Source organism: Sphingomonas jaspsi DSM 18422, assembly GCF_000585415.1.
GTDB classification, from domain to species: domain Bacteria; phylum Pseudomonadota; class Alphaproteobacteria; order Sphingomonadales; family Sphingomonadaceae; genus Sphingomicrobium; species Sphingomicrobium jaspsi.
Genome location: NZ_KK073876.1, coordinates 2,190,049 through 2,213,678 on the forward strand (window position 1 = coordinate 2,190,049; position 23,630 = coordinate 2,213,678).

The following is a 23,630-nucleotide window of genomic DNA, read 5'->3' on the forward strand; positions in this document are numbered from 1 at the left end:
GACTAAAATGGCTGACCTCAACAAGATCGTCGACGACCTGTCGGCTCTGACCGTCCTCGAAGCGGCTGAACTCGCCAAGCTTCTCGAAGAAAAGTGGGGCGTTTCGGCCGCCGCTGCCGTCGCCGTTGCCGGCCCGGCCGCCGGTGCCGCTGCCCCGGCTGCTGAAGAGCAGACCGAGTTCGACGTGATCCTCACCGGCGACGGTGGCAAGAAGATCAACGTCATCAAGGAAGTCCGCGCCATCACCGGCCTGGGCCTCGGCGAAGCCAAGACCCTCGTTGAATCGGCTCCGAAGGCCCTCAAGGAAGGCGTCAACAAGGACGAAGCCGAAAAGATCAAGAAGCAGATCGAAGAAGCCGGCGGCACCGTCGAGCTCAAGTAAGCTTCTGCATCGATTTCACGGATGTCTTGAAGCGTCCGTGGATGGGAAGGGGCGACCTCGCAAGAGGTCGCCCTTTTTCTTTGGCGCCGAAAATCGACGCACCCTATTCCGGTTTCGCTTGCCGCCCCTCGCCCCCGCGCTACGATATTGGAATCGGGGGAATGAGACGTGTCTGTCGTTGAGTACAACTTTCCGTTCGCGGTAGCCTTTGCGGTCCTGCTGCTGATCGCTGTCGCGCAGGTCATCGGCCTTGGCGACCTGATCGGCGATGCGGACCATGATGTCGACGCCGGTTATGCCGACGCCGGCGCGCTGGAGGGTCTGGCGAGCCTGCTGGGGATCGGACGAGTGCCCTTCCTCATCTGGCTTTCGATCCTGTTGCTGATGTTCAGCGGGATCGGCGTTACCGGACAATTTTTGCTCGACTCGATCCTTGGGTCGATGATGCAGCCGACCCCGGCCGCCCTTCTCGCCGCCTTTCCGGCAGTGATCACGACCGCAATAGTATCGCGCCTGCTCGCGCCCATCATTCCGCGTGACGAGACCACGGCCGTGGGTATTGAAACGCTGGTCGGCAAGCGCGGGACGGTCGACATCGGGACCGCGCGTCGCGGCTGCCCGGCCCGCGTCATCGTTCGCGATGCCTACGCACAACCGCATAATGTGATGGTCGAACCGCACGACGACGGAGCCGAATTCGTCGCCGGTGAAGAGGTGCTGCTGGTGCGCCTCGAGGACGGCCTATTTTACGCCATCAGCACGGCGGACCGGCGGCTCGGCCCGGTCGACTGATTGATCAATGGAGTCTGCAATGAACGAGTTGGTACCGATTGCCATTTGGGGCGGCGGAGGTTTCCTCGTCCTGATCGTGCTCGGCTGGTCGCTGGCCAAGCTGTACGTCCGAGCCACGAAGGAAGTCGGCTTCGTCCGCACCGGTTTCGGCGGGGAAAAAGTCGTGATGAACGGGGGCGCTTTGGTGCTGCCGGTGCTGCACGAGACCATGCCGGTCAACATGAATACTGTCAGACTGGCGGTTGAGCGCAAGAATCAGGACGCGCTGATCACGCTCGACCGGCTGCGGATCGACGTGAAGGCGGAATTCTACGTTCGCGTGAAGCCCGATGCCGGCTCGATCGCCATGGCCGCCCAGACGCTCGGCCAGCGCACGATGCAGCCGGAAATGCTGAAGGACCTGGTCGAAGGCAAGTTCGTCGATGCGTTGCGCTCGGTCGCGGCGGGGATGACGATGAACCAGCTGCACGAACAGCGCGCCGACTTCGTCCAGAAGGTGCAGCAGGTGTCGTCGTCGGATCTGGCGATGAACGGGCTGGAGCTGGAATCGGTTTCGCTGACCGGCCTCGACCAGACGTCGATCGAGCATTTCAACGCCAACAACGCGTTTGACGCGGAGGGCCTGACCAAGCTCACCGAGCAGATCGAACTGCGCAAGAAGGCGCGCAACGACATCGAAAAGGACACACGCGTCCAGATGGAGACCAAGAACCTCGAAGCCGACAAGAAGAGCTTCGAGATCAGCCGCGACAATGAATTCGCCCGGCTGGAACAGGAGCGCGAGATCGAGACCCGGCGTGCGGCACAGGCGGCCGAGGTTGCGCGCGAACAGGCCCAGCGCAACCAGGAGGCTGAAGCCGCCCGGATCGAGGCGCAGCGGGTGATCGACGCACAGAAGATCGAGGCCGAACGCGCAATTCAGGAAGCGACCATCGCGCAGCAGCAGGCGGTCGAAATCGCGCGGCAGGAACAGCAGATCGCGGTCCAGAACAAGAGCCGCGAGGAAAGCCAGGCCAAGGCCGAAGCCGATGCCGCCCGCGCCAAGGCGGTTTCGGCCGAGGAAGGCGTCACGACCGCCCGCGATACCGAAGTCGCCGAACGCGAAAAGCGCATCGAACTGATCGAGGCGGCCAAGATCGCAGAACGCGAAGCCATCCGCATCAAGGTCGAGGCGGAAGCCGAAAAGGATGCGGCGACCAACCGCGCCGAGGCGGCCAAGCTGGAAGCACAGGGGCAGGCGGACGCCGAAAAGCTGCGCGCCGAAGCCGCGCGTGTCCGCTTCGAGGTCGAGGCGGCGGGCCAGAAGGCAATCAACGAGGCGGCGAACCTGCTGTCCTCGTCGCAGATCAGCCTGAAGTTCAAGATGGCGCTGCTCGAAGTCCTGCCCGAGGTGGTGCGCGAGAGCGCCAAGCCGCTGGAAGCGATCGATTCGATCAAGATCGTGCAAGTCGACGGTCTCAACGGGCGCGGCGGCGGCGGCGAAGGCGCGGCCCCACCGACGGGCCAGGGCGGACTGGCGCAGGACGCGGTTGCCGCCGCCCTCGCCTATCGCGCCCAGGCGCCGATGATCGACGGACTGATGAAGGAACTTGGGCTCCACGGCGGCACGCTAAACGGGATGACCGAAAGCGCGCCAACGCTTGAGCTGGACCATGAGGGCGAAGCGAGGCCGGCCAAGGTTGCCAAGGCGAAGAAGGCGGATGAAAAACCAACGCAGGCCGACGCCGCGACCGGCGACTAAGGGGTCCTAGCACATCGTTTGACGGGGGCGGTGCAGCGATGTGCCGCCCCTCTTTTGCGCTAAAGGCCCAGCAGCCGTTTCAGCAGATCGATGTCGAGCGCTTCGCTGGGCCCGAACCAGACAACGTTCTCGGTATGATCGGCCAGGTCGTCGCCGGTCGAAGCATGCGCAAAGACGGTCAGCCCGCCACGGGCGACGCTAAGGAAGGTTGCGACCTCGCCGAAGCGATTGGCGGGCACCGTCAGCTGGACGCTGCCGCGCGGATGCGGACCGACCGGCTTCAGGTGGAAATGTCCCACCGCCACGCCGAACCGTCGCTGGACCTCGGCGGCGAGCATCCTGGCCCTTTCGACCTCTTCCGGGTCGTAATAAATGTGCGCGTGGAAATCGCGGATCGTCACGTCGGCCATCACAAGGCCTCCTTTCATGCCCAATCTGGCGCGGACCAGGGAACGATCAAGGCGGAACATCATTGATACCGCGCGCCAATCCGCCCTTCCCCCTTGCGTGCTGTCGGATTCGCGCTATATCCAACCCATCCAAACATATCGGCTCCGCCGCACCATAAGGTGTGCCCGGGGCTTTTCCTGTCCCCGCCGGGACACGGGCCGAAAGCGCAACGGTTCGCACGTATGGCGGGAAATTAACGGGAAACGCGCCACCGACAACCACAGGGCACGCGTGCCTCGACGCATGCCCCGAGCGCAGGGAAGCAGATGGCTACCAAGAGCAAAGACGTGCCGACCATGGCCCGCAGCACCAAGCAGCGCCGCATTCGCAAGATTTTCGGCAACATCCACGAAATCAGCGAAATGCCGAACCTCATCGAGGTCCAGCGCGATTCCTACGAGCAGTTCCTGCGCTCCGATCCGTCGATCGGCTATGTTTCCGGCCTCGAAAAGACGCTGCGCAGCGTCTTCCCGATCCAGGACTTCGCCGGCACCGCGCATCTCGACTTCGACCATTATGTGCTCGAGGAACCCAAGTTCGACACCGACGAGTGCCGCCAGCGCGGACTGACCTATGCCGCGCCGATGCGCGTGACGCTGCGCCTCACCTCCTTCGAAATCGATCCCGACACCGAGGCCAAGTCGGTCATCGATATCAAGGAACAGGACGTTTACATGGGCGACATGCCGCTCATGACCCAGAACGGCACCTTCATCGTCAACGGCACCGAGCGCGTCATCGTGTCGCAGATGCACCGTTCGCCGGGCGTCCTGTTCGACCATGACCGCGGAAAGACCCACGCGTCCGGCAAGTACCTGTTCGCCGCGCGCGTCATTCCGTACCGGGGTTCGTGGCTCGACTTCGAATTCGACGCCAAGGACATCGTCAACGTCCGTATCGACCGCAAGCGCAAGCTGCCGGTCACCGCGCTGCTGCACGCGCTGGGCCTGTCGAGCGAGGAAATCCTTAACACCTTCTACAACCGCCTGACCTATGTCCGCGGCAAGAACGGCTGGCAGATCCCCTACACGCCCGAAGGCTGGCGCGGCCAGAAGCCGAACCACGACGTGGTCGACGCCGACAGCGGCGAAGTGATCTTCAAGGCGCACGAAAAGATCAGCCCGCGCAAGGCGAACGTCGCCGGCAAGGACGGCCTCAAGAACGTCATCATCCCGACCGAAGAAATCTTCGGCCGCTTTTCGGCCTATGACCTCATCAACGAGAAGACGGGCGAAATCTACGTCGAAGCCGGTGACGAAATCTCGGCCGAAAACCTCGAAAAGCTGGACAAGGCCGGCGTCGACCGCCTCGAACTGCTCGACATCGACTACATCAACACGGGCCCCTGGATCCGCAACACGCTGAAGGCCGACAAGTCGGAAGACGGCGATAGTGCGCTGGCCGATATCTATCGCGTCATGCGCCCCGGCGAACCGCCGACGCGCGAAACCGCTGACGCGCTGTTCTACGGCCTGTTCTTCGATCCGGAACGCTACGACCTGTCGGCCGTCGGCCGCGTCAAGCTCAACATGCGCCTTGGTCTCGACGCCGAGGACACCGTCACCACCCTGCGCCGCGAAGACATCATCGCGGTCGTCCAGGAGCTGGTGAACCTGAAGGACGGCAAGGGCGAAATCGACGATATCGACAACCTCGCCAACCGCCGCGTCCGTTCGGTCGGCGAATTGCTGGAAAACCAGTATCGCGTCGGCCTGCTGCGCATGGAGCGCGCGGTCAAGGAGCGCATGAGCAGCGTCGATGTGTCGACCGTCATGCCGAACGACCTCATCAACGCCAAGCCGGCGGTCGCCGCGGTCCGTGAATTCTTCGGCAGCAGCCAGCTGTCGCAGTTCATGGACCAGACCAACCCGCTGTCGGAAGTCACCCACAAGCGCCGCGTGTCGGCGCTTGGGCCGGGCGGTCTCACCCGTGAACGCGCAGGCTTTGAAGTCCGCGACGTCCACCCGACCCACTATGGCCGTATCTGCCCGATCGAAACGCCGGAAGGCCCGAACATCGGTCTGATCAACAGCCTCGCGTCGTTCAGCCGCGTCAACAAGTACGGCTTCATCGAAACCCCGTACCGCAAGGTCGTCGACAACAAGGTGACCGACGAGGTCGTCTACCTGTCGGCCATGGAAGAAGCCAAGCACACCATCGCGCAGGCGAACGCCGAGCTCGATGCCAAGGGCGGCTTCGTCGAGGAAATCGTCTCGAGCCGCCGCAACGGCGACTTCCTGATGGCCCCGCGCGACACCATCACCCTGATGGACGTCAGTCCCAAGCAGCTGGTGTCGGTCGCGGCCTCGCTCATTCCGTTCCTGGAAAACGACGACGCCAACCGCGCGCTGATGGGCTCGAACATGCAGCGCCAGGCCGTTCCGCTGATCCAGGCCGATGCGCCGCTGGTCGGCACCGGCATGGAAGAAACGGTTGCGCGTGACTCGGGCGCGGCCATCGCGGCCCGCCGTCCGGGCGTGATCGACCAGGTCGACGCCACCCGTATCGTCGTGCGTGTCACCGGCGACCTTCGTCCGGGCGAAAGCGGCGTCGACATCTACACGCTGCAGAAGTTCCAGCGTTCGAACCAGTCGACCTGCATCAACCAGCGTCCATTGGTGAAGGTGGGCGACACGGTCGACGCCGGCGAAATCATCGCCGACGGTCCCTCGACCCAATTCGGCGAACTGGCGCTCGGCCGCAACGTGCTCGTCGCGTTCATGCCGTGGAACGGCTACAACTACGAAGACTCTATCCTGATCAGCGAACGCATCGTGAAGGACGACGTCTTCACCTCGATCCACATCGAGGAATTCGAAGTCGCCGCCCGCGACACCAAGCTTGGGCCGGAAGACATCACCCGCGACATCCCGAACGTCGGCGAGGAAGCGCTTCGCAACCTCGACGAAGCGGGCATCGTCTACATCGGCGCCGAAGTCGAACCGGGCGACATCCTGGTCGGCAAGATCACGCCGAAGGGCGAAAGCCCGATGACGCCGGAAGAAAAGCTGCTCCGCGCCATCTTCGGTGAAAAGGCCAGCGACGTGCGCGACACCTCGCTCCGCCTGCCGCCGGGCGTCAGCGGCACGATCGTCGACGTCCGCGTCTTCAACCGTCACGGCATCGACATCGACGACCGTACGCGTGCGATCCAGACGGAAGAGAAGGAACGCCTGCGCAAGGACGCGAACGACGAAAAGGGCATCCTCAATCGCGCCACCTATGCGCGTCTGTCGGAAATGCTGATCGGCCAAGTCGCGACCGCGGTGCCCAAGGGCGTAAAGAAGGGCGAAACCCTGTCCGCCGAAACGCTGGACGGCGTTGAAAAGGCCGACTGGTGGAAGATCGCCGTCAAGGACGACGACCGCCAGGCCGACCTCGAAGCCCTGAAGGCGCAGTATGACGAGGCCGTCGCGGCCATCAACCGCCGCTTCGAAGACCGCGTCCAGAAGGTCGAGGCCGGTGACGAGCTCGCCCCGGGCGTGCTCAAGATGGTCAAGGTGTTCGTCGCGGTGAAGCGCAAGCTGCAGCCGGGCGACAAGATGGCCGGCCGTCACGGCAATAAGGGCGTCATCAGCCGCATCCTGCCGATCGAGGACATGCCGTTCCTCGAAGACGGGACGCACGCCGACATCGTCCTCAACCCGCTGGGCGTGCCGTCGCGCATGAACGTCGGGCAGATCTTCGAAACGCATCTCGGCTGGGCCGCGCGCGGCCTCGGCAAGCAGATCGGCGAAATGCTCGAAGACATGCATGCCAAGGGCGGCGAACTGGCCGGCAAGGACGTCAAGGAAATCCGAGCCAAGCTGAAGGACGTCTATGGCGATGCCTATTCGAAGGACATCGACGACCGCACGGACGAGCAGGTCATGGACCTGGCCGCCAACCTGGTCGGCGGTATCCCGATGGGCACCCCGGTGTTCGACGGTGCCCGCGAAGCCGACGTTTCGGAAGCACTGGCCAATGCGGGTCTCGACACCTCTGGCCAGTCGACCCTGTACGATGGCCGCACCGGCGAACCGTTCGACCGCAAGGTCACGCTGGGCGTCATCTACATGCTGAAGCTGCACCACCTGGTCGACGACAAGATCCACGCGCGTTCGATCGGCCCGTACAGCCTCGTCACCCAGCAGCCGCTGGGCGGCAAGGCGCAGTTTGGCGGCCAGCGTTTCGGCGAAATGGAAGTCTGGGCCCTGCAGGCCTACGGCGCCGCCTACACGCTGCAGGAAATGCTGACCGTGAAGTCGGACGACGTGGTCGGCCGTACCAAGGTCTACGAAGCGATCGTCAAGGGCGACGACACGTTCGAGGCAGGCATTCCGGAGAGCTTCAACGTGCTCGTCAAGGAAATGCGCAGCCTCGGCCTCAACGTCGAGCTCGACAGCCACGACGCCGAGGGTGACGAACCCGCCGCGATCGCCGCCGAGTAAGCCACTGGATATTCCTTCCCTCCTGCTGATGCAGGAGGGGGTTGGAGATTGAAGAAATGAACGAACTGACCAACTTCGCGAACCCGGTGGCCAAGCCGGAGACTTTCGACCAGATCAAGATCGGCATCGCCTCGCCGGACAAGATCCGCTCGTGGAGCTTCGGCGAGATCAAGAAGCCGGAAACGATCAACTATCGCACGTTCAAGCCCGAACGCGACGGCTTGTTCTGCGCGCGCATCTTCGGTCCGATCAAGGATTACGAATGCCTGTGCGGCAAGTACAAACGCATGAAGTACAAGGGCATCGTCTGCGAAAAGTGCGGCGTCGAAGTGACCGTGTCGAAGGTCCGCCGCGAACGCATGGGCCATATCGAACTGGCCGCGCCGGTCGCGCACATCTGGTTCCTGAAGTCGCTGCCGAGCCGCATCGGCCTGCTGCTCGACATGCAGCTGAAGCAGCTTGAGCGCATCCTTTACTTCGAATCCTATGTCGTGATCGAGCCGGGCCTGACCGCGCTCGAAAAGTACCAGCTTTTGTCGGAAGACGAGCTGCTGAGCGCTCAGGACGAATATGGCGAAGACGCTTTCTCGGCCGGCATCGGCGCGGAAGCGGTCAAGGTCATGCTGATGGACCTCGACCTCGAAGGCGAACGCCAGGCGCTGCTCGACGAGCTGGCCGTGACCAAGTCGGAACTGAAGCCGAAGAAGATCATCAAGCGGTTGAAGGTCGTCGAGAGCTTCCTTGAATCCGGCAACCGCCCGGAATGGATGATCCTCGACGTCGTTCCGGTCATCCCGCCCGAACTGCGCCCGCTGGTTCCGCTCGATGGCGGCCGCTTCGCGACGTCGGATCTCAACGACCTGTATCGCCGCGTCATCAACCGTAACAACCGCCTGAAGCGCCTGATGGAGCTGCGCGCGCCGGACATCATCGTCCGCAACGAAAAGCGCATGCTGCAGGAAGCCGTCGATGCGCTGTTTGACAACGGCCGCCGCGGTCGCACCATCACCGGTGCCAACAAGCGTCCGCTGAAGTCCTTGAGCGACATGCTGAAGGGCAAGCAGGGCCGCTTCCGTCAGAACCTGCTCGGCAAGCGCGTCGACTATTCGGGCCGTTCGGTCATCGTGACCGGTCCGGAACTGAAGCTGCACCAATGCGGCCTGCCGAAGAAGATGGCCTTGGAACTGTTCAAGCCGTTCATCTACTCGCGCCTCGACGCCAAGGGTCTGTCGATGACCCTCAAGCAGGCGAAGAAGTGGGTCGAAAAGGAACGCAAGGAAGTCTGGGACATCCTCGACGAAGTCATTCGCGAGCACCCGGTCCTGCTGAACCGCGCCCCGACGCTCCACCGCCTCGGCATCCAGGCGTTCGAACCGGTGCTGATCGAAGGCAAGGCGATCCAGCTTCACCCGCTGGTCTGCTCGGCCTTCAACGCCGACTTCGACGGTGACCAGATGGCCGTCCACGTTCCGCTGAGCCTCGAGGCCCAGCTGGAAGCGCGCGTGCTGATGATGTCGACCAACAACATCCTTTCGCCCGCCAACGGCAAGCCGATCATCGTGCCGTCGCAGGACATGGTGCTGGGTCTCTATTACCTCTCGATGGAGAAGGAAGGCGAACCCGGCGAAGGCTCGATCCTGGCCGACATGCAGGAAGTCCACCAGGCGCTCGCCGCCGGTGGCGTCACCCTGCACACCAAGATCGTCAGCCGCGTCCCGCAGACGGACGAGGCCGGCAACCAGTATATGAAGCGGTTCGAAACCACCCCGGGCCGCATGCTGCTGGGCGAGACGCTGCCGAAGTCGCACAAGGTGCCCTTCGAAACCGTCAACCGCCTGCTGACCAAGAAGGACATCGGCGACGTCATCGACGAAGTCTATCGTCACACCGGTCAGAAGGAGACCGTCCTGTTCGCCGACGCGATCATGGCGCTGGGTTTCCGCCACGCGTTCAAGGCCGGCATCAGCTTCGGCAAGGACGACATGGTCATTCCGGAATCGAAGGAAGCACTGGTCGACGAGACCCGCGCCCTCGTGAAGGACTATGAGCAGCAGTATCAGGACGGCCTGATCACGCAGCAGGAAAAGTACAACAAGGTGATCGACGCCTGGTCGCGTTGCGGCGACCGTGTTGCGACCGAGATGATGAAGGAAATCTCGGCCGTGAAGAAGGGCGACGACGGCCGCGAGCTTCCGACCAATGCCATCTACATGATGGCCCATTCGGGTGCCCGTGGTTCGCAGGCGCAGATCAAGCAGCTCGCCGGTATGCGCGGCCTGATGGCCAAGCCGTCGGGCGAGATCATCGAAACGCCGATCATCTCGAACTTCAAGGAAGGCCTCACCGTCCTTGAATACTTCAACTCGACCCACGGCGCCCGTAAGGGTCTTGCCGACACCGCGCTCAAGACGGCAAACTCGGGTTATCTGACCCGCCGCCTGGTCGACGTGTCGCAGGATGCGGTGATCATCGAGGAAGATTGCGGCACCGACCGCAAGCTGGAAATGCGCGCCATCGTCCAGGGCGGTGCGGTCATCGCCAGCCTCGCCGATCGCGTGCTGGGCCGCACCACCGCGGAAGACGTCGTCGATCCCAAGACCAATGACATCATCATCGCCGAGGGGACGCTGCTCGACGAACCGATGGTCGCCAAGCTCGAGGAAATCGGCCTGCAGGGCATCAAGATCCGCTCGCCGCTGGTCTGTGCCTCGAAGCAGGGCGTGTGCGCCAAGTGCTACGGTCGCGACTTGGCCCGCGGTACCCCGGTCAACATCGGTGAAGCGGTCGGCGTCATCGCCGCCCAGTCGATCGGTGAACCGGGTACGCAGCTGACTATGCGTACCTTCCACATCGGCGGCGCCGCGCAGCTCAACGAGCAGTCGAACCTGGAAAGCCCGGTCGACGGTACGATCGAACTGCGCGACATGCCGACGATCACCGATCCGCGCGGCCGCCATGTGTCGCTGTCGCGTTCGGGCGAAATCGCCATCCTCGACATGGATGGCCGCGAGCTCAGCACGCACCGTATCCCGTACGGCGCGCACCTGCTGGTCGAAAGCGGCCACATCGTCAGCCGTGGCGACCGCATCGCGGAATGGGACCCTTCGTTCAGCCCGGTCATCACCGAAAAGGCCGGTACGGTGAAGTTCCAGGACCTCATCGAAAACCGCACGCTGACCGAAGAAACCGACGAATCGACCGGTATCTCGCAGCGCAAGGTGATCGACGATCTCGCCAAGTCGAAGAAGGAAGACCTGCGTCCGCGCCTCACCCTGCTGGGTGACGATGCGGCCGAGGCGGGCGTTTATCGCCTGGCCCCGGGTGCGGTCATCTCGATCGAAGACGGTGCGAGCGTCCAGGCCGGTGAAGTGTTGGCGCGTATGCCGCGTGAAGCCGCCAAGACCCGCGACATCACCGGCGGTCTGCCGCGCGTCGCCGAACTGTTCGAAGCCCGCACGCCCAAGGACAAGGCGATCATCGCTCGCGTCTCCGGCCGTGTGCAGTTCCTCAAGGACTATAAGGCCAAGCGCAAGATTGCGATCGTTCCGGAAGACGGTTCGGATCCGCATGAAGAGCTGGTGCCCAAGTCGCGCGTCATCGACGTGCAGGAAGGCGACTATGTGAAGCGTGGCGACAATCTGGTGGGCGGTTCGCCCGACCCGCACGACATTCTCGAAGCCCTCGGTGTCGAGGCGCTGGCGGAATATCTCGTCGCGGAAATCCAGGAAGTCTATCGCTTGCAGGGCGTGAAGATCAACGACAAGCACATCGAGGTGATCGTTCGCCAGATGCTGCAGAAGGTCGAGATCACCGACGACGGCGACACGACGCTCCTCAAGGGCGAACAGGTCGACCGCGAGGAAATGGACGAGGTCAATGCCAAGCTCGGCAAGGGTCAGCGTCCGGCACAGGGCAAGCCGGTCCTGCTGGGCATCACCAAGGCGTCGCTGCAGACCCGCAGCTTCATCTCGGCCGCCTCGTTCCAGGAAACGACCCGCGTCCTCACCGAAGCATCGGTGCAGGGCAAGGTCGACATCCTGAACGGCCTCAAGGAAAACGTGATCGTCGGCCGGCTCATCCCGGCGGGTACCGGTGCGGGCATGAACCGCCTGCGCGTGGCCGCCTCGTCGCGTGACGCGTCGCTCCGCGCCCAGCAGCGCAAGCTGCAGGAAGCGCTGATCGCGCCGAACTCGGCCGCCGAAGAGCATGCCGCCGAACTGGCCCAGAACCCGCGCGATGCGTCGGCCGGTGGCCACGATCCGCTCGGCGACGTCGTGGCCTCCGGCCACGGCACCGACGAGGATGCCGGGGATTATCTCAACGAAGCTGAAGCCAGCACCGAAGAGTAAGTCGCCGAGCGTAAAGGCAGAAGAAGGCCGTCGCCCGACCCGGGCGGCGGCTTTTTTTTGCGTGTTGCGCCGGGCGGGCCCGCAATCCAATGTCATCACGATGTCCAGCGTCGAATGCGCCCCCGCGCCATCTTCTCCTGCTTCGCCGACTTTGTTCGAACGAATGCGCTTCGCCGGCAAATGGCGCGACTATCAGCAGCGCGTGATCGATGAGTTCGAACGTTTGATTTGCGACGACCGCATCCACGTCGTGGCGGCACCGGGTTCGGGAAAAACGATATTGGGCCTCGAGCTGATAAGGCGGATCGGTCGGCCCGCGATTGTGCTGGCGCCGACGGTCGCCGTGCGCAATCAGTGGATCGAGCGCCTAGTCCCGATGTTCCTTCGCGAGAAGCCAACGGCGGCCGAGGCCTCGACCCACCTGGTTCGATCGTCGACGCTCACTTGCGCCACCTACCAAGCCCTTTACGCCTTGTGGTCCGACCCCGATCCGTCGCGCTTTACGCAATTCGTCGAGCAGCCGTCGGCGGCGGGTCCGGTCACGTTGCTGCTCGACGAATGTCACCATCTTCGGCGCGAGTGGTGGCATGCGCTGCAAACCCTGATCGACCGATTACCCGGCGTGACGGTGGTCGCTTTGACGGCAACACCGCCCTACGATGCACCATATGCGGAATGGATCCGCTATCAGAAAGCATGCGGTCCAATCGATCTTGAGATCGGCGTGCCAGAACTGGTCCGCAACGGCGACCTTTGTCCGCACCAGGACTATGTTCATTTTTCCGAGCCGGAGCAGCCGACCATCGACTTGTTGCAGCGCCGAAGGGACACGATCGGCGAACTGCTGCGGGCAATCCGATCCGACGAGCAATTGATCGACGATCTGCTTCGTCACCCGTGGCTGGTCGTTCCGGAAGCCCATGTAGAAGCGATCCTTGACGCCCCTGAATTACTTTCGGCGATCCTTGTACTGATCGCGTCCAGCAGCAGGCCCCTGCCCGCTGCTCCGCTCAAGCTGCTGGGCGTTCGCGCCGATGAATTGCCGGTCGCTTCTGCCTTCTGGACCGCCACGCTGCTTGACGCGATCCTGTTCAGCCACAGCGAAATATTCCCGGCGGCTGCCGAACGATTGAAATCGTGGAAGCCGTTCCTTGCCGAACATGGACTTATCGAAGGCCAGCACGTTTGCCTGGGTGAAACGCGCTCAACCTTCAGCCTGATGGCGGGCAGCATCGCCAAACTAGGCAGCATCGTTGACATCGCGCGCGCCGAATTTGCCAATCTAGGCACGGATTTGCGCCTGGTTATCCTGACAGACCATGTGCGCACAGACGAATTTCCACGATCATTCACCCCGAACTACCGACCGTCGAAAATCGGCGTCGTGCCGATCTTCGACGCACTCCGCCGCAGCTCCATCAACGGCCTTAGGATCGCAGTGCTTAGCGGGAAGCTGGTCCTCATTCCGACCGACGCCGCTGCTGCCTTGGTGGGGGCATGTGAGAAGCGGGGGCTATCTCCTGCGGTGGTTCGCCGGACCTCGCTGCCTGGCTTGGCCTCCATCGTGCAGCTAGATTTCGAGGGTGCGGCTGACGGTTGTGCCGTCGAAATAATTACCGACTTGTTCGAGGCGGGCCATATCAACGTGCTGGTCGGTACACAGGCGCTACTCGGCGAAGGGTGGGACGCGCCGTCGGTTAACAGCCTAGTCCTGGCCAGCAACAGCGCCGCCTACATGCTGTCGAACCAGATGCGCGGCCGCGCTATCCGCATCGATCCCGAGCGGCCCGCGAAAGTGTCGAACATTTGGCACCTGGCGACGGTGGACCAACTCGCCCCGGTCGAAATCGCCGATCGGTTTGAATGGGGCAGCATGAACGAGCCAACCCTCATCCGTTCGGACTGGGAATTGCTGCAGCGGCGATTCGCGGCCTTCGAAGGGATCCCCAATCACGGTGACCCAAACATCCGTTCGGGTTTCGAACGGTTGGGAATGGACGGTAACGACATCGAAGCTGCCAATCGGGCGACGCTGGCGCTGGCGGCCGATCGACCGGCGATCGCTAGGCGATGGCACCAAGCGATCGGCGCTGCCACCCTGCGTTCCCATGTCCGCGAAATCGCGCAGGCGAATTACGATCCGCGTCACCTTTCATGGCGCGACACGCTACGCTGGCTGGCGGCCAGCGGGGCAAGTGGTGGTGCAATGGTCGCCGCGCATGAGGGACTACGCGTGGCACCTTCGTCCGACACTGCGCATCTTGCTGCGGCGGTGGCGATCGCATTCGGGATTTATGCCTTTCCTCGGTTTGCGAAAGCGTCGTGGTTGGCAATCAGGCATCGCACGCTGGAATCAAGCGTCGCCGAAGTCGGTAAAGTTGTGCTTTCGGGCTTGGCCGAGGCCGACCAGTTCAGTTTCGGGGATATCGAAACGGCCAAAGTCATAGGTGTGCGAAACCTATCCGGTGAGGTCGATATTTATGTCGATGGGCTCAATCGTGCGGAAGAGCGGATGGTTCTGGACGCGGTTGGCGAGGTATTGGGTCCGGTCGCAAACCCGCGCTATCTGCTGGAACGGCGCAGCGGCTGGGGACCTTGGCGGCGCCTCGATTATCATGCGGTTCCTGCAAGTATCGCCCAACGGAAGGAATGGGCCGAAGCCTTTCACCGCCTGTGGAAGCGGCACGTCGGGCCATCGACGCTGCTGTTTACACGTACCGTCGATGGGCGGCGCGCCTTGCTGCGCGCACGCGGCCAATCTCTTGCGGCAGGGTTTCAGCGTCGAGTCGATCGGCGATCAGCTTGGATGTAGACTACAAAAAAGCCCCGCGCGGCTCGATCCGGCGGGGCTCTTTCTCTGGCGTTTCGCTGGGTTTAGCAGCGGCCGCCATTAATGGTGTTTTCGGTGCAGTTTGCCGCCGACTTTAAATCGTCGCCGGCACCGCGGACCGTGTTGCACGCGGCCAGCACGACCATCAGGCCGATGACGGCGGCGGGCATCAATTTGCGGACCATGAATATCGCTCCATTATTTGAATGACGCGATAACCATGGCCCGCCAACGAAGCCGTTGTCTAGCCGAAACGGATTAGCAGTTGCCGCCGTTGATCGTGTTTTCGGTGCAATTGGCGACCGACTTCACGTCTTCGCCCGCGCCGCGGACCGTGTTGCAGGCGGTGATGGCGACCGCGCTGGCGATCAGGAACATGGTGGTAACCTTGCGAAGCATAATGTCCTCCTATCTGATGGCCAACGAACGCAGCAATCGCGTGAAGGTGCCATCACGGCGGCGAAATGTTCGCCGATTGCGATTTTCAGCGCTCACCACCCTTCCGATTGCCAGCCGATCCAGTTGGTGTATTATCATAGCATGACAGTACGTTGGCTTATCGCGGCGCTAGCCGTTTCCGTCGCCACGCCCGGCGCGGCATTCGACAAGGCGGTGTGGAAGGCGGATTATGCGCGGCTCAAGGTTGCGCTGGCGCAGAATTACGCCAATTTCGACTGGCAAGTCGATCATCGCGGCATCAATCTGAAGGGTGCCGACAGCTTCATCACCGACATGCTGGACAAGGCCGAGGACGACACGGCCGCGACGCTGGCGATCGTGAAGCTGGTCGAGGCGTTCGACGATCCGCACCTCGACCTGCGGGCCGGACCGCCGGCGGCCGATGCGCAAGCCGTTCCGTCATCGAGCATGGTGGCTGGGCCGGATGCGCCGGCCAGCGGATGCGATGCCGCCGGTTACCGAGACGGTCGGGCCGCCACCCGCCTGCCCTACCCTTCGGCGCCGGGCTGGATCGAGGTCAGTGCCGCGCCGTTCCAGGCCGGGCTGATCGGCGACATCGGCATCATCCGCATTCCGGCCTTCGGGGAAGATCAATATCGAACGGCCTGCACCGCGGTCGCCAAGACCGGAACGAGCGAGCGCGACCTGCAGCTGGCAACGAGGGCAGCGCTCAACCGCCAGCTGATCGGCCTTGTCCACAGCTTGCAGCAACGCGGCATGAAGCGGTTGGTCATCGACATCAGCCGCAACGGTGGCGGCAGCGAGTGGAGCAGCGAGGCGATCACCATCTTCGCCCCCGGCACCCTCACCCGCAACGAGCCCCGCCGCGTCGGCCCGAGCTGCGACCGCTCGTCACTGTGGCGGGGCGAGAAGCCCGGCTGCACCGCCTATCAGGACGGAATCCGCAAGGAAACCACCGCCGCATCGCCCGGCGAGAATGCGTGGAGCGGACCGCTGGCCATTCTCGCCGACCATCGCACCGCATCGGCTGCGGAAGAATTTATCACCTGGGCACGCGACAACCGCCGCGCGGTGATGGGCGGGGAACGGACGTCCGGCGCGGGCTGCGGCTATATGGACGGTGGGTCGGCCTTCGCGTTCCGCGCCGTCTCGATGCACCTGATGATCCCGAACTGCAGTCGCTTCACCCGCGACGGCATCAATGAAATCGAAGGCCAGCAGCCCGACCTCGTCATCGATTGGCCGACGCTCAGGCCAGAGATGGTCAAGCCGACGCTCGATTAAATTGTTCGCAATCAAGCCGCGCTAGGCGGGCTTGCGGGTGCGTTTGCCGCGCGCCTTGGGGGCGGCGGATTGCAGGAAATCGACGATCGCCTCGACCGCCGCATCCGGTGCCTCCTCGTGCGCCAGGTGGCCGAGATCGCCGAGCATTTGCAGTTCGGCGTTGGACAAGGCACCGGCGGCGCGCTTCACTGGCGACAGGCCTACGGCCCGGTCACCCGCCGAATGAACGAGCAAAACAGGATTTGCGATGGTCGGAAATGTGCGCTCAAGTTCGTCGAGGTCCCAGCCCGCCATCATCTGCAACGCACCGCTGCAATGGACGTCGTTGCCGAACAGGGTTTCGTAGCAGCGCAGGCCTGCGGCATCGATCGCCGATCCCGTCGCTTTGCGCAGGAAGCGATCGGTTTCGCCCGGCACCCTCGCCCGGGCAGCGAACAGGCGCGAAACGAAAGGATTGAGGAAGAACAGTCGTGCCATGGCGGGAAACAATTGCCGGGCCACGCCTTCGAACGGGATGAGCGCAGGATTGAAACCGATGACCGGCAGCGAGGGGTGCGCCCGGCCCCAACCCATGGCGATGGCAGCACCCGCGGAGTGACCGACCAGCGCGCATGGCTCCATCGACACATTGTGACACAGATCATCGATCGCCGCGACCATGCCCGGCAGCGTCAGGCCGCGCCGCGGCCTGCCAGTCGTGAAGCCGTGGCCCGGAAGGTCCGGCGCGATCACGGTGAACCGATCGGCCAGTCGCGGCATGACATCGCGCCAGCTATGCGATGATGCGCCGGTGCCGTGAAGCAGCAATACCGCCGGGCCAGAACCCATCTGCTGGATGTGCCAACGAATGCCGCCGACCTCGACGAAACGGCTCTGGTCGCGATGCGGCCAGTTTCGACCGTCGACATTCCAATTGAGCGGTGCGCCCATGCGGTGCGACTAGCGGGCCTGGGCCGAGCGCACTGCCTGGCCGATCGCGTCCGCCCGCCCCTGCGGCAGCGGAATGCAACGCGCGCCCATAGCCGTCGCCAGTTCGGCCGCCGCCGGACGGGGCCGCAAGGAGATGTCGATCAGCAAGGTATCGATGCCTGACCTGGCAACCGATTTGGCCGCCGCCAGCGCGTCGGCGCCGGCGCGAACCCGGTCTCCGCTGCCGTCCAGCGCGACATTGGCGCTTCCGTCGGTCAGCAATACCAGCAACGGGCTGCGTCCCCTGCCGACACTTTGTTCGCCGACAGCGCGGGCCAGGCCGATCCCTGCCGCCAGCGGCGTACCACCGCCGCCGGGCAGGTCGGACAGGGCCCGCCGCGCGCGGGTCAGCGACCGTGTCGGCGGAAGGATGAGGTCCGCCCCCGTCCCGCGAAACGCGACCAGCGCCACTTCGCTGCGGGTGACATAGGCCTGCGCCAGCAACCGCTCGACGGCGCCCTTCGCTTCGGCCAGCCGTGCATGCGCCGCCGACCCCGACGCGTCGACGCAAAAGATCGTCACCGCCACTGATCGCTCCTCGAAGCGACGGACCCTGAGATCGGATTTTCGTACCTGCAGCCGGGCATCGCTATCGGGCCGTTCCTGCCGCCGCAGAGCCTGCCATGGTGCCGCAGCGCGCAGCGTGTCGATCAGCGCCAGCCGGGCACCGAGCCGGGGCGAACCCGGACGGCTTGGCAAAGGCCGGCCCCGGCTGGCCGACCGTGCCCGCCTGCCACTCCCGCCCGCCTTGCCGCGACGATTTGCATGCCCGTCGGCGAGTTGCTTGAGCAGATTCGCCGGGATCAGCGCCGCGGCAGCAGCGACGCTGAGGTCTTGGGCGTCCAGCGTGTCGGACTGCCTCGACGATTCTTGCTCGTCGGACGATGGCGGTGATGTCGCGTCCTCCGGCGGTGCCTGGGGAATGCGGGTAGCGCGCGGTCCCAGCACCAGACGCCCCGCCGTCAGCAGGTCGATCTCTTCAGCCGTCGTGCGGCCATGCAGGGCGGCATTGGCCCGGGCGGCAATTTCACTGAAGGCGAGCGATCGCAGCGCATCGACCCCCAGCGCCTTCGCCAGTTCGACAAGTGTTCTTCGTTGGTCGCCATCCAGCAATTCGACCTCGTCGAGGCGGAGCGGGTCGCCACGCGCTTCCGTTCGATCGTCCGGCATTGCACCACCAAGGTCGATGTCGAATGCGACGCGGTCGAGCAGTGCGGCGGGCGGTCGCCCGTCATCGGCTGCGCTGTCGTCGAACATCAGCAGCACGGCGCCTTCCCGTTCGCTTCGGTTATCGAGAAACTGGGCCAGCGGTCCGGCGATCGCAGGCGCCATCCGCTCTGCCATCGGCACCTCGATCACGCCGCCTGCCGCTTCGCCGAGGAGTCCCGATGCCCACACCGGCTTTGCGGCGGCCAGGCTCGCCACCAGGTCGATCCCTCCATGAAGCCGTTCGGGATCGAGGTTTGGCGGCAAGCGTCGCAACGGCATGGCGGCCGGGAAGGATTGTCGCGCGTCTTCGACCAGCTGCTCGCGCAAAGGCCATCCGCCGTGAAGGCAGGCCCCGCCAAGAGCTGGCGCAATCGCAAGCAGTTGGAGCGCAAGCCGGGCGTCGTCCGACGGAGACGCCTTGGCCGCGATATCGGTCACCCGAACAGCTCGTCGATCGCGCGGGTGATGCGGGCCGTCGAGCCCGTCTCGTCGAGCACGTCTCGACGCAGGCGATGACGCAGCGCCATCGGCGCAACGGCGATGACATGCTGACGCCTTACCGCCTTCGCGCCCTGCAGCGCGGCGAGGGCACGGGCGGCGCGCATCAACGTCAGCTCGCCGCGCAGGCCGTCGGCCCCCACGGCGCTGCACAGGCGCGCGGCATCGGCCAAGACTTCGTCGGGAACCGCCATGTCGGGAAGTTTCTTCTGACCCCGCGCGATTTGCTTGAGGACCTGCTGCTCGTCCGAGGCGCACGAGTTCGCAAAGGCTTCTGCATCCTGTTCGAATGCCGCGCAGCGGCGCATGATCTCGACCCGCTGACCGATGTCTTGCGGGGTCCTTACCTCGACCGACACGCCGAACCGATCGAGCAGCTGCGGACGGAGTTCGCCTTCCTCCGGATTGCCGCTGCCCACGAGAACGAAACTCGAGCGGTGGCGCACCGACAGCCCTTCGCGCTCGACCACATTTTCGCGCGATGCGGCGACGTCGAGCAGCAGGTCGACGATATGGTCTTCGAGCAGGTTGATCTCGTCGACGTAAAGGAAACCGCGATGGGCCTTGGCCAGCAATCCCGGTTCATAGCTTTTCTCGCCGGACCGCAGCGCCTTTTCCAGGTCGAGCGATCCCACCACCCGGTCCTCGGTCGCACCGAGCGGAAGGTCGACGAACGGCACGGCCTGCTTGCGGCTTTTTGTCGACGTGCACGGGTCTGGGCAGCTGCCCTGCTGGCCGGGTGCACAGCCGTAGCGGCAGTCAGCCACTACATCGATTGGTGGAAGCAGCCCGGCCAGCGCACGGGCGGCGGTGGACTTTCCGGTACCGCGGTCGCCGAAGACCATCACCCCGCCGATCGCCGGATCGACCGCCGCGATCAGCAACGCCAGCTTCATTTCGTCCTGGCCGACTATGGCGGAGAAGGGAAAGCGGACCATCTGTCAATCAATGTGGACAAGTAAGCGCGTCCAGTCCAGCGCGAATTCAGCTGGGCTGGTCGTGCAGAAGCCGCTTCTTGACCAATGTGGTGACCAGCCAGATCAGCCCCATCAACGGAACGACCAGAATGGCGAGCAGCACGTCCTTGCCGATTCCCAATGCGCCTTCCGGCAAGCCTTTCAGCACGTAGGCGATCAACCCGAGCAGATAATAGCTGAGCGCGACCACCGACAACCCTTCGACCAGCTGCTGCAACCGCACCTGCATCGACACGCTGCGCTCCATCGATCGAAGCAGCTGCGCATTCTGGTTCTCGATGCGCGTTTCGATCCGGGCGCGGAGCAGCGATGACAATTGTTCCGCCCGGACGGCAAGCCGCGTCACCCGGTGCGTGGTTGAAAGACAGGTGTTGATCGCGGGCCGAAAACGCCGCTGGGTAAAGTCCGCGAGCGATGCGAACCCGTCGATCGGGCGGCCGTCGACTTGCTCGAGCCTTTCTTCCACCAGCTGGGCATAGGCCTTGGTCGCGTCCATGCGGAAGTCGATGGCGGTCGAGATAGTGGCAAGTTCGAGCGAGAGGACGGTGAGCGAATCCAGCAGCGCGTCGTCACGCTCGTCGCTGTCCGCGACCCTTGCCGCCAGGGTGCGCAACCGGTCTTCAGCAGCGTCGAGCTGGGGCCAGTAGCGTTGCGCGATGGGGAGGCCCAGCAGCGCGCGGTTGCGATAGTTTCCCAGCTCCTGAAGGCGCTGGACCTGCCGCGTCACGTCGCGTCGGTCGGCTCCGTTTGCAGCGAGCAGCAACCGACCGAAGCCGTCATCCTTCAGGCGGAAGTCGGACCACATGCGAATGGCTCCACCGATATGGCAGGACACGAGTTCGTCGGTGTTGAGGTAAAGCGCGGGCAACAGCTTTTCCGCGTCCGCGTCGGTGGCTGCGATCCAGATGCGCGTGCTGCGCACGACGTCGCCCGGCAATGATTCGGCCCAGCGGATCGCTTTGGCCAGCGGCGGGTTGCGGAACGGATCCACAAAATCGTCACCGTTCGCATTCGTGCAGAACAGGCTGAAGCTGCTGCCCTCGCTGTGCCGTTCCCAGGCGAAGCGAATTCCCGGGCCAAGCTCGCCCTCCAGATGCGAAGGGTTGTCCGAGACCGCCTCGGGATTGCTGCGCGGCAGGAGCAACTCCCGCTCTGCCGAGCGTTCCGCCGCGTCGAGCAACAATATCCATTGCACGATAAGGCAGGGCACCGGCAGCAACGGCCAGCGCCGCAAATGCATTTCGCCGACAGCCCGCCGACGCAAGTCATGGTCGCGCATGACACCTGCCTTTCAGGCCAATCTGCCGGACGGATAGCATTGTTGGCAGATAGCGTCGGCCCTCCGTCCATTGCAGCTTTGCAACACTATTGGGCGGCAACGCATATTTTGACTTTCGCGCGGCACCAACCCAAGCATCGGACGTTGCCACCCTTACGAGTCGTTTTCCGGAAAAGTTCGTGGAGAGGAAAGGTAAATTCCTATGAGGACCTACTGGCGCATTTTCGGCGTTGCTGCAGCGACCACCCTCCTTGCCGCATGTGGCGGCGGGGGAAGCGAACAACAAGCATCCACCAACACCAGTGAAACGCCCGCCGCGACCGACGCCAATGCGACGGCCGCGCCTGCCGCACCGGCCGCCACCCCCGCGGCTGCGCCGACGGCGGATTCCACCGATACCATCGACGGCACCAAGCTGGCCGACCTCACCGGCGACGCCGCGCACGGCAAGGTAATCTTCACCCAGTGCCAAGCCTGTCACGCGATCGAAGAAGGCGTGAACAAAATCGGTCCGTCGCTGGCCGGCGTCGTCGGACGCCACTCGGGTTCTGTCGCCGGCTATGCCTACTCGGCGGCCAACAAGAACAGCGGCATCACTTGGACGCCTGAAAAGCTCTATCAGTATCTCGAAAACCCGCAGCGCGTGGTTCCGGGTACGAAGATGGCCTTCGCTGGCCTGTCCAAGGGGCAGGATCGTGCCGACGTGATTGCCTACCTCAAGACCGGCGGCAAATAAGCCTCGGGCAGCAGGAAAAGTAAGGGCGTGGACCGTGCGGTCCGCGCCCTTTCCTTTTGCGCTCAGGCGGCGACGGCCCGCCGCGCCAGTTCGCATTGCGACCAGATATCGCTGAGGGCGTCGATCAGCCGTTCGATGTCGCCGTCGCTGTGCACGGGCGACGGCGTGATGCGGAGTCGCTCGGTCCCGCGGGGCACGGTCGGGTAATTGATCGGCTGCACATAGATGCCATGGTTGTCCATCAGCCAGTCGCTGATCCGCTTTGCCTTGTGCGCATCGCCGACCATCACCGGAATGATGTGGCTGGGGTTGGGCAAGTGGGGGATGCCCAGCATGTCCAGCTTGCGCCGCACGGTCGCGACCCGGTCACGCTGCGATTCCCGCTCGACGTTGCTTTCCTTCAAATGGCGGATGCTTGCGCAGGCGCCAGCCGCCACGGCCGGCGGCAGCGCGGTCGAGAAAATGAATCCGCTGGCGAATGTCCGGACGAAGTCGACCAGGTCGGCCGATGCGGCGATGTAGCCGCCCATCACGCCGAAAGCCTTGCCGAGCGTCCCTTCGATCACCGTGATGCGGTCCATCAACCCTTCGCGTTCGGCGACGCCGCCGCCGCGAGGCCCGTACAGACCGACCGCATGAACTTCGTCGATATAACTCATCGCGCCATGTTTTTCGCAGACGTCGAGGATCTCTGCGATCGGGGCGATGTCGCCGTCCATCGAATAGACGCTTTCGAACGCGACCAGCTTGGGCACGTCGGGGCCATATTCGGACAACTGGCGGTCGAGGTCCGCAGGGTCGTTGTGCGCCCAGATCCTCCGCTCCGCGCGCGAATGGCGAATGCCTTCGATCATCGAGGCATGGTTGAGCGCGTCGGAGAAAACCACGCAGCCCGGAATGCGCGAACAAAGCGTGCCGAGGCCCGCCCAGTTGGAGACATAGCCCGAGGTGAACAGCAACGCCGCTTCCTTGCCGTGAAGGTCGGCGAGCTCGCGTTCGAGCAGGACATGGTGATGGTTGGTGCCGGAGATGTTGCGCGTACCCCCCGCCCCCGCGCCGCACTGATCGAGCACCTTGTGCATCGCGTCGATGACCACCGGATGCTGACCCATGCCGAGATAGTCGTTCGAACACCATACCGTGACGGGCCGCGTTTCGCCGTCGACGTAGCGGGTGGCCGCGGGAAAGGCGCCGCGATGGCGTTCTATCTCGGTGAAGACACGGTACCGGCCTTCTTCGCGGACGGCGTCCAGTTCTTCGCGGAAATAGCGTTCGAAATCCATG

At 63.9% G+C, this 23,630-nt stretch carries 16 protein-coding genes; 8 read left to right on the top strand and 8 right to left on the bottom strand.

All coding sequences use genetic code 11. The features are described 5' to 3' along the window. Window positions 1–7: 7 nt before the first annotated feature. The 3 genes from rplL (at window position 8) to G570_RS11195 (ending at window position 2,915) form a co-directional block, all read left to right on the top strand. Window positions 8–382 carry a 50S ribosomal protein L7/L12 gene (gene rplL / locus G570_RS11185; RefSeq protein ID WP_037502364.1) on the top strand — a complete coding sequence of 125 codons (375 nt, stop codon included), beginning with the start codon at window positions 8–10 and terminating at the stop codon, window positions 380–382. A gap of 168 nt (window positions 383–550) precedes the next feature. Next, window positions 551–1,174: an OB-fold-containig protein gene (locus tag G570_RS11190; RefSeq protein ID WP_037502367.1), complete on the top strand. Its 624-nt coding sequence runs from the start codon at window positions 551–553 to the stop codon at window positions 1,172–1,174. A gap of 19 nt (window positions 1,175–1,193) precedes the next feature. Then, window positions 1,194–2,915: a flotillin family protein gene (locus G570_RS11195; protein WP_084607681.1), complete on the top strand. Its 1,722-nt coding sequence runs from the start codon at window positions 1,194–1,196 to the stop codon at window positions 2,913–2,915. A gap of 59 nt (window positions 2,916–2,974) precedes the next feature. Here G570_RS11195 and G570_RS11200 read toward each other — a convergent pair whose 3' ends face one another. Further along, window positions 2,975–3,325 (bottom strand): DOPA 4,5-dioxygenase family protein, encoded by a 351-nt coding sequence (locus G570_RS11200; protein ID WP_037504136.1) that lies wholly within the window; start codon window positions 3,323–3,325, stop codon window positions 2,975–2,977. Window positions 3,326–3,631: 306 nt separating this feature from the next. On the opposite strand from G570_RS11200, the gene rpoB reads away from it, so the two are divergent. From rpoB to G570_RS11215, 3 genes are all read left to right on the top strand, one after another. Continuing rightward, the gene (gene rpoB / locus G570_RS11205) at window positions 3,632–7,795 is read left to right on the top strand and encodes a DNA-directed RNA polymerase subunit beta (protein ID WP_037502370.1); all 4,164 of its coding nucleotides are present in this window, start codon (window positions 3,632–3,634) and stop codon (window positions 7,793–7,795) included. Window positions 7,796–7,851: 56 nt separating this feature from the next. Next, complete coding sequence (rpoC, locus tag G570_RS11210) at window positions 7,852–12,144, top strand: DNA-directed RNA polymerase subunit beta' (RefSeq protein ID WP_037504137.1); 4,293 nt, start codon at window positions 7,852–7,854, stop codon at window positions 12,142–12,144. A gap of 100 nt (window positions 12,145–12,244) precedes the next feature. Continuing rightward, a complete protein-coding gene (locus G570_RS11215; RefSeq protein WP_169731754.1) occupies window positions 12,245–14,956 on the top strand; it encodes a DEAD/DEAH box helicase family protein in 2,712 nt (903 codons plus the stop codon). A gap of 62 nt (window positions 14,957–15,018) precedes the next feature. Here G570_RS11215 and G570_RS13885 read toward each other — a convergent pair whose 3' ends face one another. After that, window positions 15,019–15,159 (bottom strand): hypothetical protein, encoded by a 141-nt coding sequence (locus G570_RS13885; protein ID WP_169731755.1) that lies wholly within the window; start codon window positions 15,157–15,159, stop codon window positions 15,019–15,021. Window positions 15,160–15,232: 73 nt separating this feature from the next. After that, window positions 15,233–15,373 carry an entericidin EcnAB gene (locus tag G570_RS13790; protein WP_156930436.1) on the bottom strand — a complete coding sequence of 47 codons (141 nt, stop codon included), beginning with the start codon at window positions 15,371–15,373 and terminating at the stop codon, window positions 15,233–15,235. Window positions 15,374–15,514: 141 nt separating this feature from the next. On the opposite strand from G570_RS13790, the gene G570_RS11220 reads away from it, so the two are divergent. Beyond that, window positions 15,515–16,678: a S41 family peptidase gene (locus tag G570_RS11220; RefSeq protein ID WP_051504369.1), complete on the top strand. Its 1,164-nt coding sequence runs from the start codon at window positions 15,515–15,517 to the stop codon at window positions 16,676–16,678. A 21-nt stretch (window positions 16,679–16,699) separates the two neighbouring features. Here G570_RS11220 and bchO read toward each other — a convergent pair whose 3' ends face one another. From bchO to G570_RS11240, 4 genes are read right to left on the bottom strand one after another with little or no spacing between them, the layout of a single operon-like run. Next, window positions 16,700–17,608 (bottom strand): alpha/beta fold hydrolase BchO, encoded by a 909-nt coding sequence (gene bchO / locus G570_RS11225; protein WP_037502378.1) that lies wholly within the window; start codon window positions 17,606–17,608, stop codon window positions 16,700–16,702. A 9-nt stretch (window positions 17,609–17,617) separates the two neighbouring features. Further along, window positions 17,618–19,294, bottom strand: a complete 1,677-nt coding sequence (locus tag G570_RS11230; protein WP_051504371.1) for a VWA domain-containing protein — start codon at window positions 19,292–19,294, stop codon at window positions 17,618–17,620. Further along, entirely contained in the window at window positions 19,291–20,292 is a 1,002-nt protein-coding gene (bchI, locus tag G570_RS11235; protein WP_037502380.1) for a magnesium chelatase ATPase subunit I, read from the bottom strand. Before bchI ends, G570_RS11230 begins: the two co-directional genes overlap by 4 nt. A gap of 46 nt (window positions 20,293–20,338) precedes the next feature. Beyond that, window positions 20,339–21,610, bottom strand: coding sequence for a DUF3422 domain-containing protein (locus tag G570_RS11240; RefSeq protein WP_037502381.1), 1,272 nt, complete (start codon window positions 21,608–21,610; stop codon window positions 20,339–20,341). Between the two features lie 202 nt (window positions 21,611–21,812). Between G570_RS11240 and G570_RS11245 the strand changes: the two genes are divergently transcribed. Continuing rightward, the gene (locus G570_RS11245) at window positions 21,813–22,346 is read left to right on the top strand and encodes a c-type cytochrome (protein WP_037502384.1); all 534 of its coding nucleotides are present in this window, start codon (window positions 21,813–21,815) and stop codon (window positions 22,344–22,346) included. Window positions 22,347–22,408: 62 nt separating this feature from the next. Here G570_RS11245 and hemA read toward each other — a convergent pair whose 3' ends face one another. Beyond that, window positions 22,409–23,629 (bottom strand): 5-aminolevulinate synthase, encoded by a 1,221-nt coding sequence (gene hemA / locus G570_RS11250; protein WP_037502386.1) that lies wholly within the window; start codon window positions 23,627–23,629, stop codon window positions 22,409–22,411. Between the last annotated feature and the right edge of the window lies 1 nt (window position 23,630).

What these genes read in the sequence shown, in the direction of transcription:
- rplL (WP_037502364.1), top strand. Translation starts at nt 8, where the DNA reads ATGGCTGACCTCAACAAGATCGTCGACGACCTGTCGGCTCTGACCGTC.
- G570_RS11195 (WP_084607681.1), top strand. Translation starts at nt 1,194, where the DNA reads ATGAACGAGTTGGTACCGATTGCCATTTGGGGCGGCGGAGGTTTCCTC.
- G570_RS11200 (WP_037504136.1), bottom strand. Translation starts at nt 3,325, where the DNA reads ATGGCCGACGTGACGATCCGCGATTTCCACGCGCACATTTATTACGAC.
- rpoB (WP_037502370.1), top strand. Translation starts at nt 3,632, where the DNA reads ATGGCTACCAAGAGCAAAGACGTGCCGACCATGGCCCGCAGCACCAAG.
- rpoC (WP_037504137.1), top strand. Translation starts at nt 7,852, where the DNA reads ATGAACGAACTGACCAACTTCGCGAACCCGGTGGCCAAGCCGGAGACT.
- G570_RS11215 (WP_169731754.1), top strand. Translation starts at nt 12,245, where the DNA reads ATGTCCAGCGTCGAATGCGCCCCCGCGCCATCTTCTCCTGCTTCGCCG.
- G570_RS13885 (WP_169731755.1), bottom strand. Translation starts at nt 15,159, where the DNA reads ATGGTCCGCAAATTGATGCCCGCCGCCGTCATCGGCCTGATGGTCGTG.
- G570_RS13790 (WP_156930436.1), bottom strand. Translation starts at nt 15,373, where the DNA reads ATGCTTCGCAAGGTTACCACCATGTTCCTGATCGCCAGCGCGGTCGCC.
- G570_RS11220 (WP_051504369.1), top strand. Translation starts at nt 15,515, where the DNA reads ATGACAGTACGTTGGCTTATCGCGGCGCTAGCCGTTTCCGTCGCCACG.
- bchO (WP_037502378.1), bottom strand. Translation starts at nt 17,608, where the DNA reads ATGGGCGCACCGCTCAATTGGAATGTCGACGGTCGAAACTGGCCGCAT.
- bchI (WP_037502380.1), bottom strand. Translation starts at nt 20,292, where the DNA reads ATGGTCCGCTTTCCCTTCTCCGCCATAGTCGGCCAGGACGAAATGAAG.
- G570_RS11240 (WP_037502381.1), bottom strand. Translation starts at nt 21,610, where the DNA reads ATGCGCGACCATGACTTGCGTCGGCGGGCTGTCGGCGAAATGCATTTG.
- G570_RS11245 (WP_037502384.1), top strand. Translation starts at nt 21,813, where the DNA reads ATGAGGACCTACTGGCGCATTTTCGGCGTTGCTGCAGCGACCACCCTC.
- hemA (WP_037502386.1), bottom strand. Translation starts at nt 23,629, where the DNA reads ATGGATTTCGAACGCTATTTCCGCGAAGAACTGGACGCCGTCCGCGAA.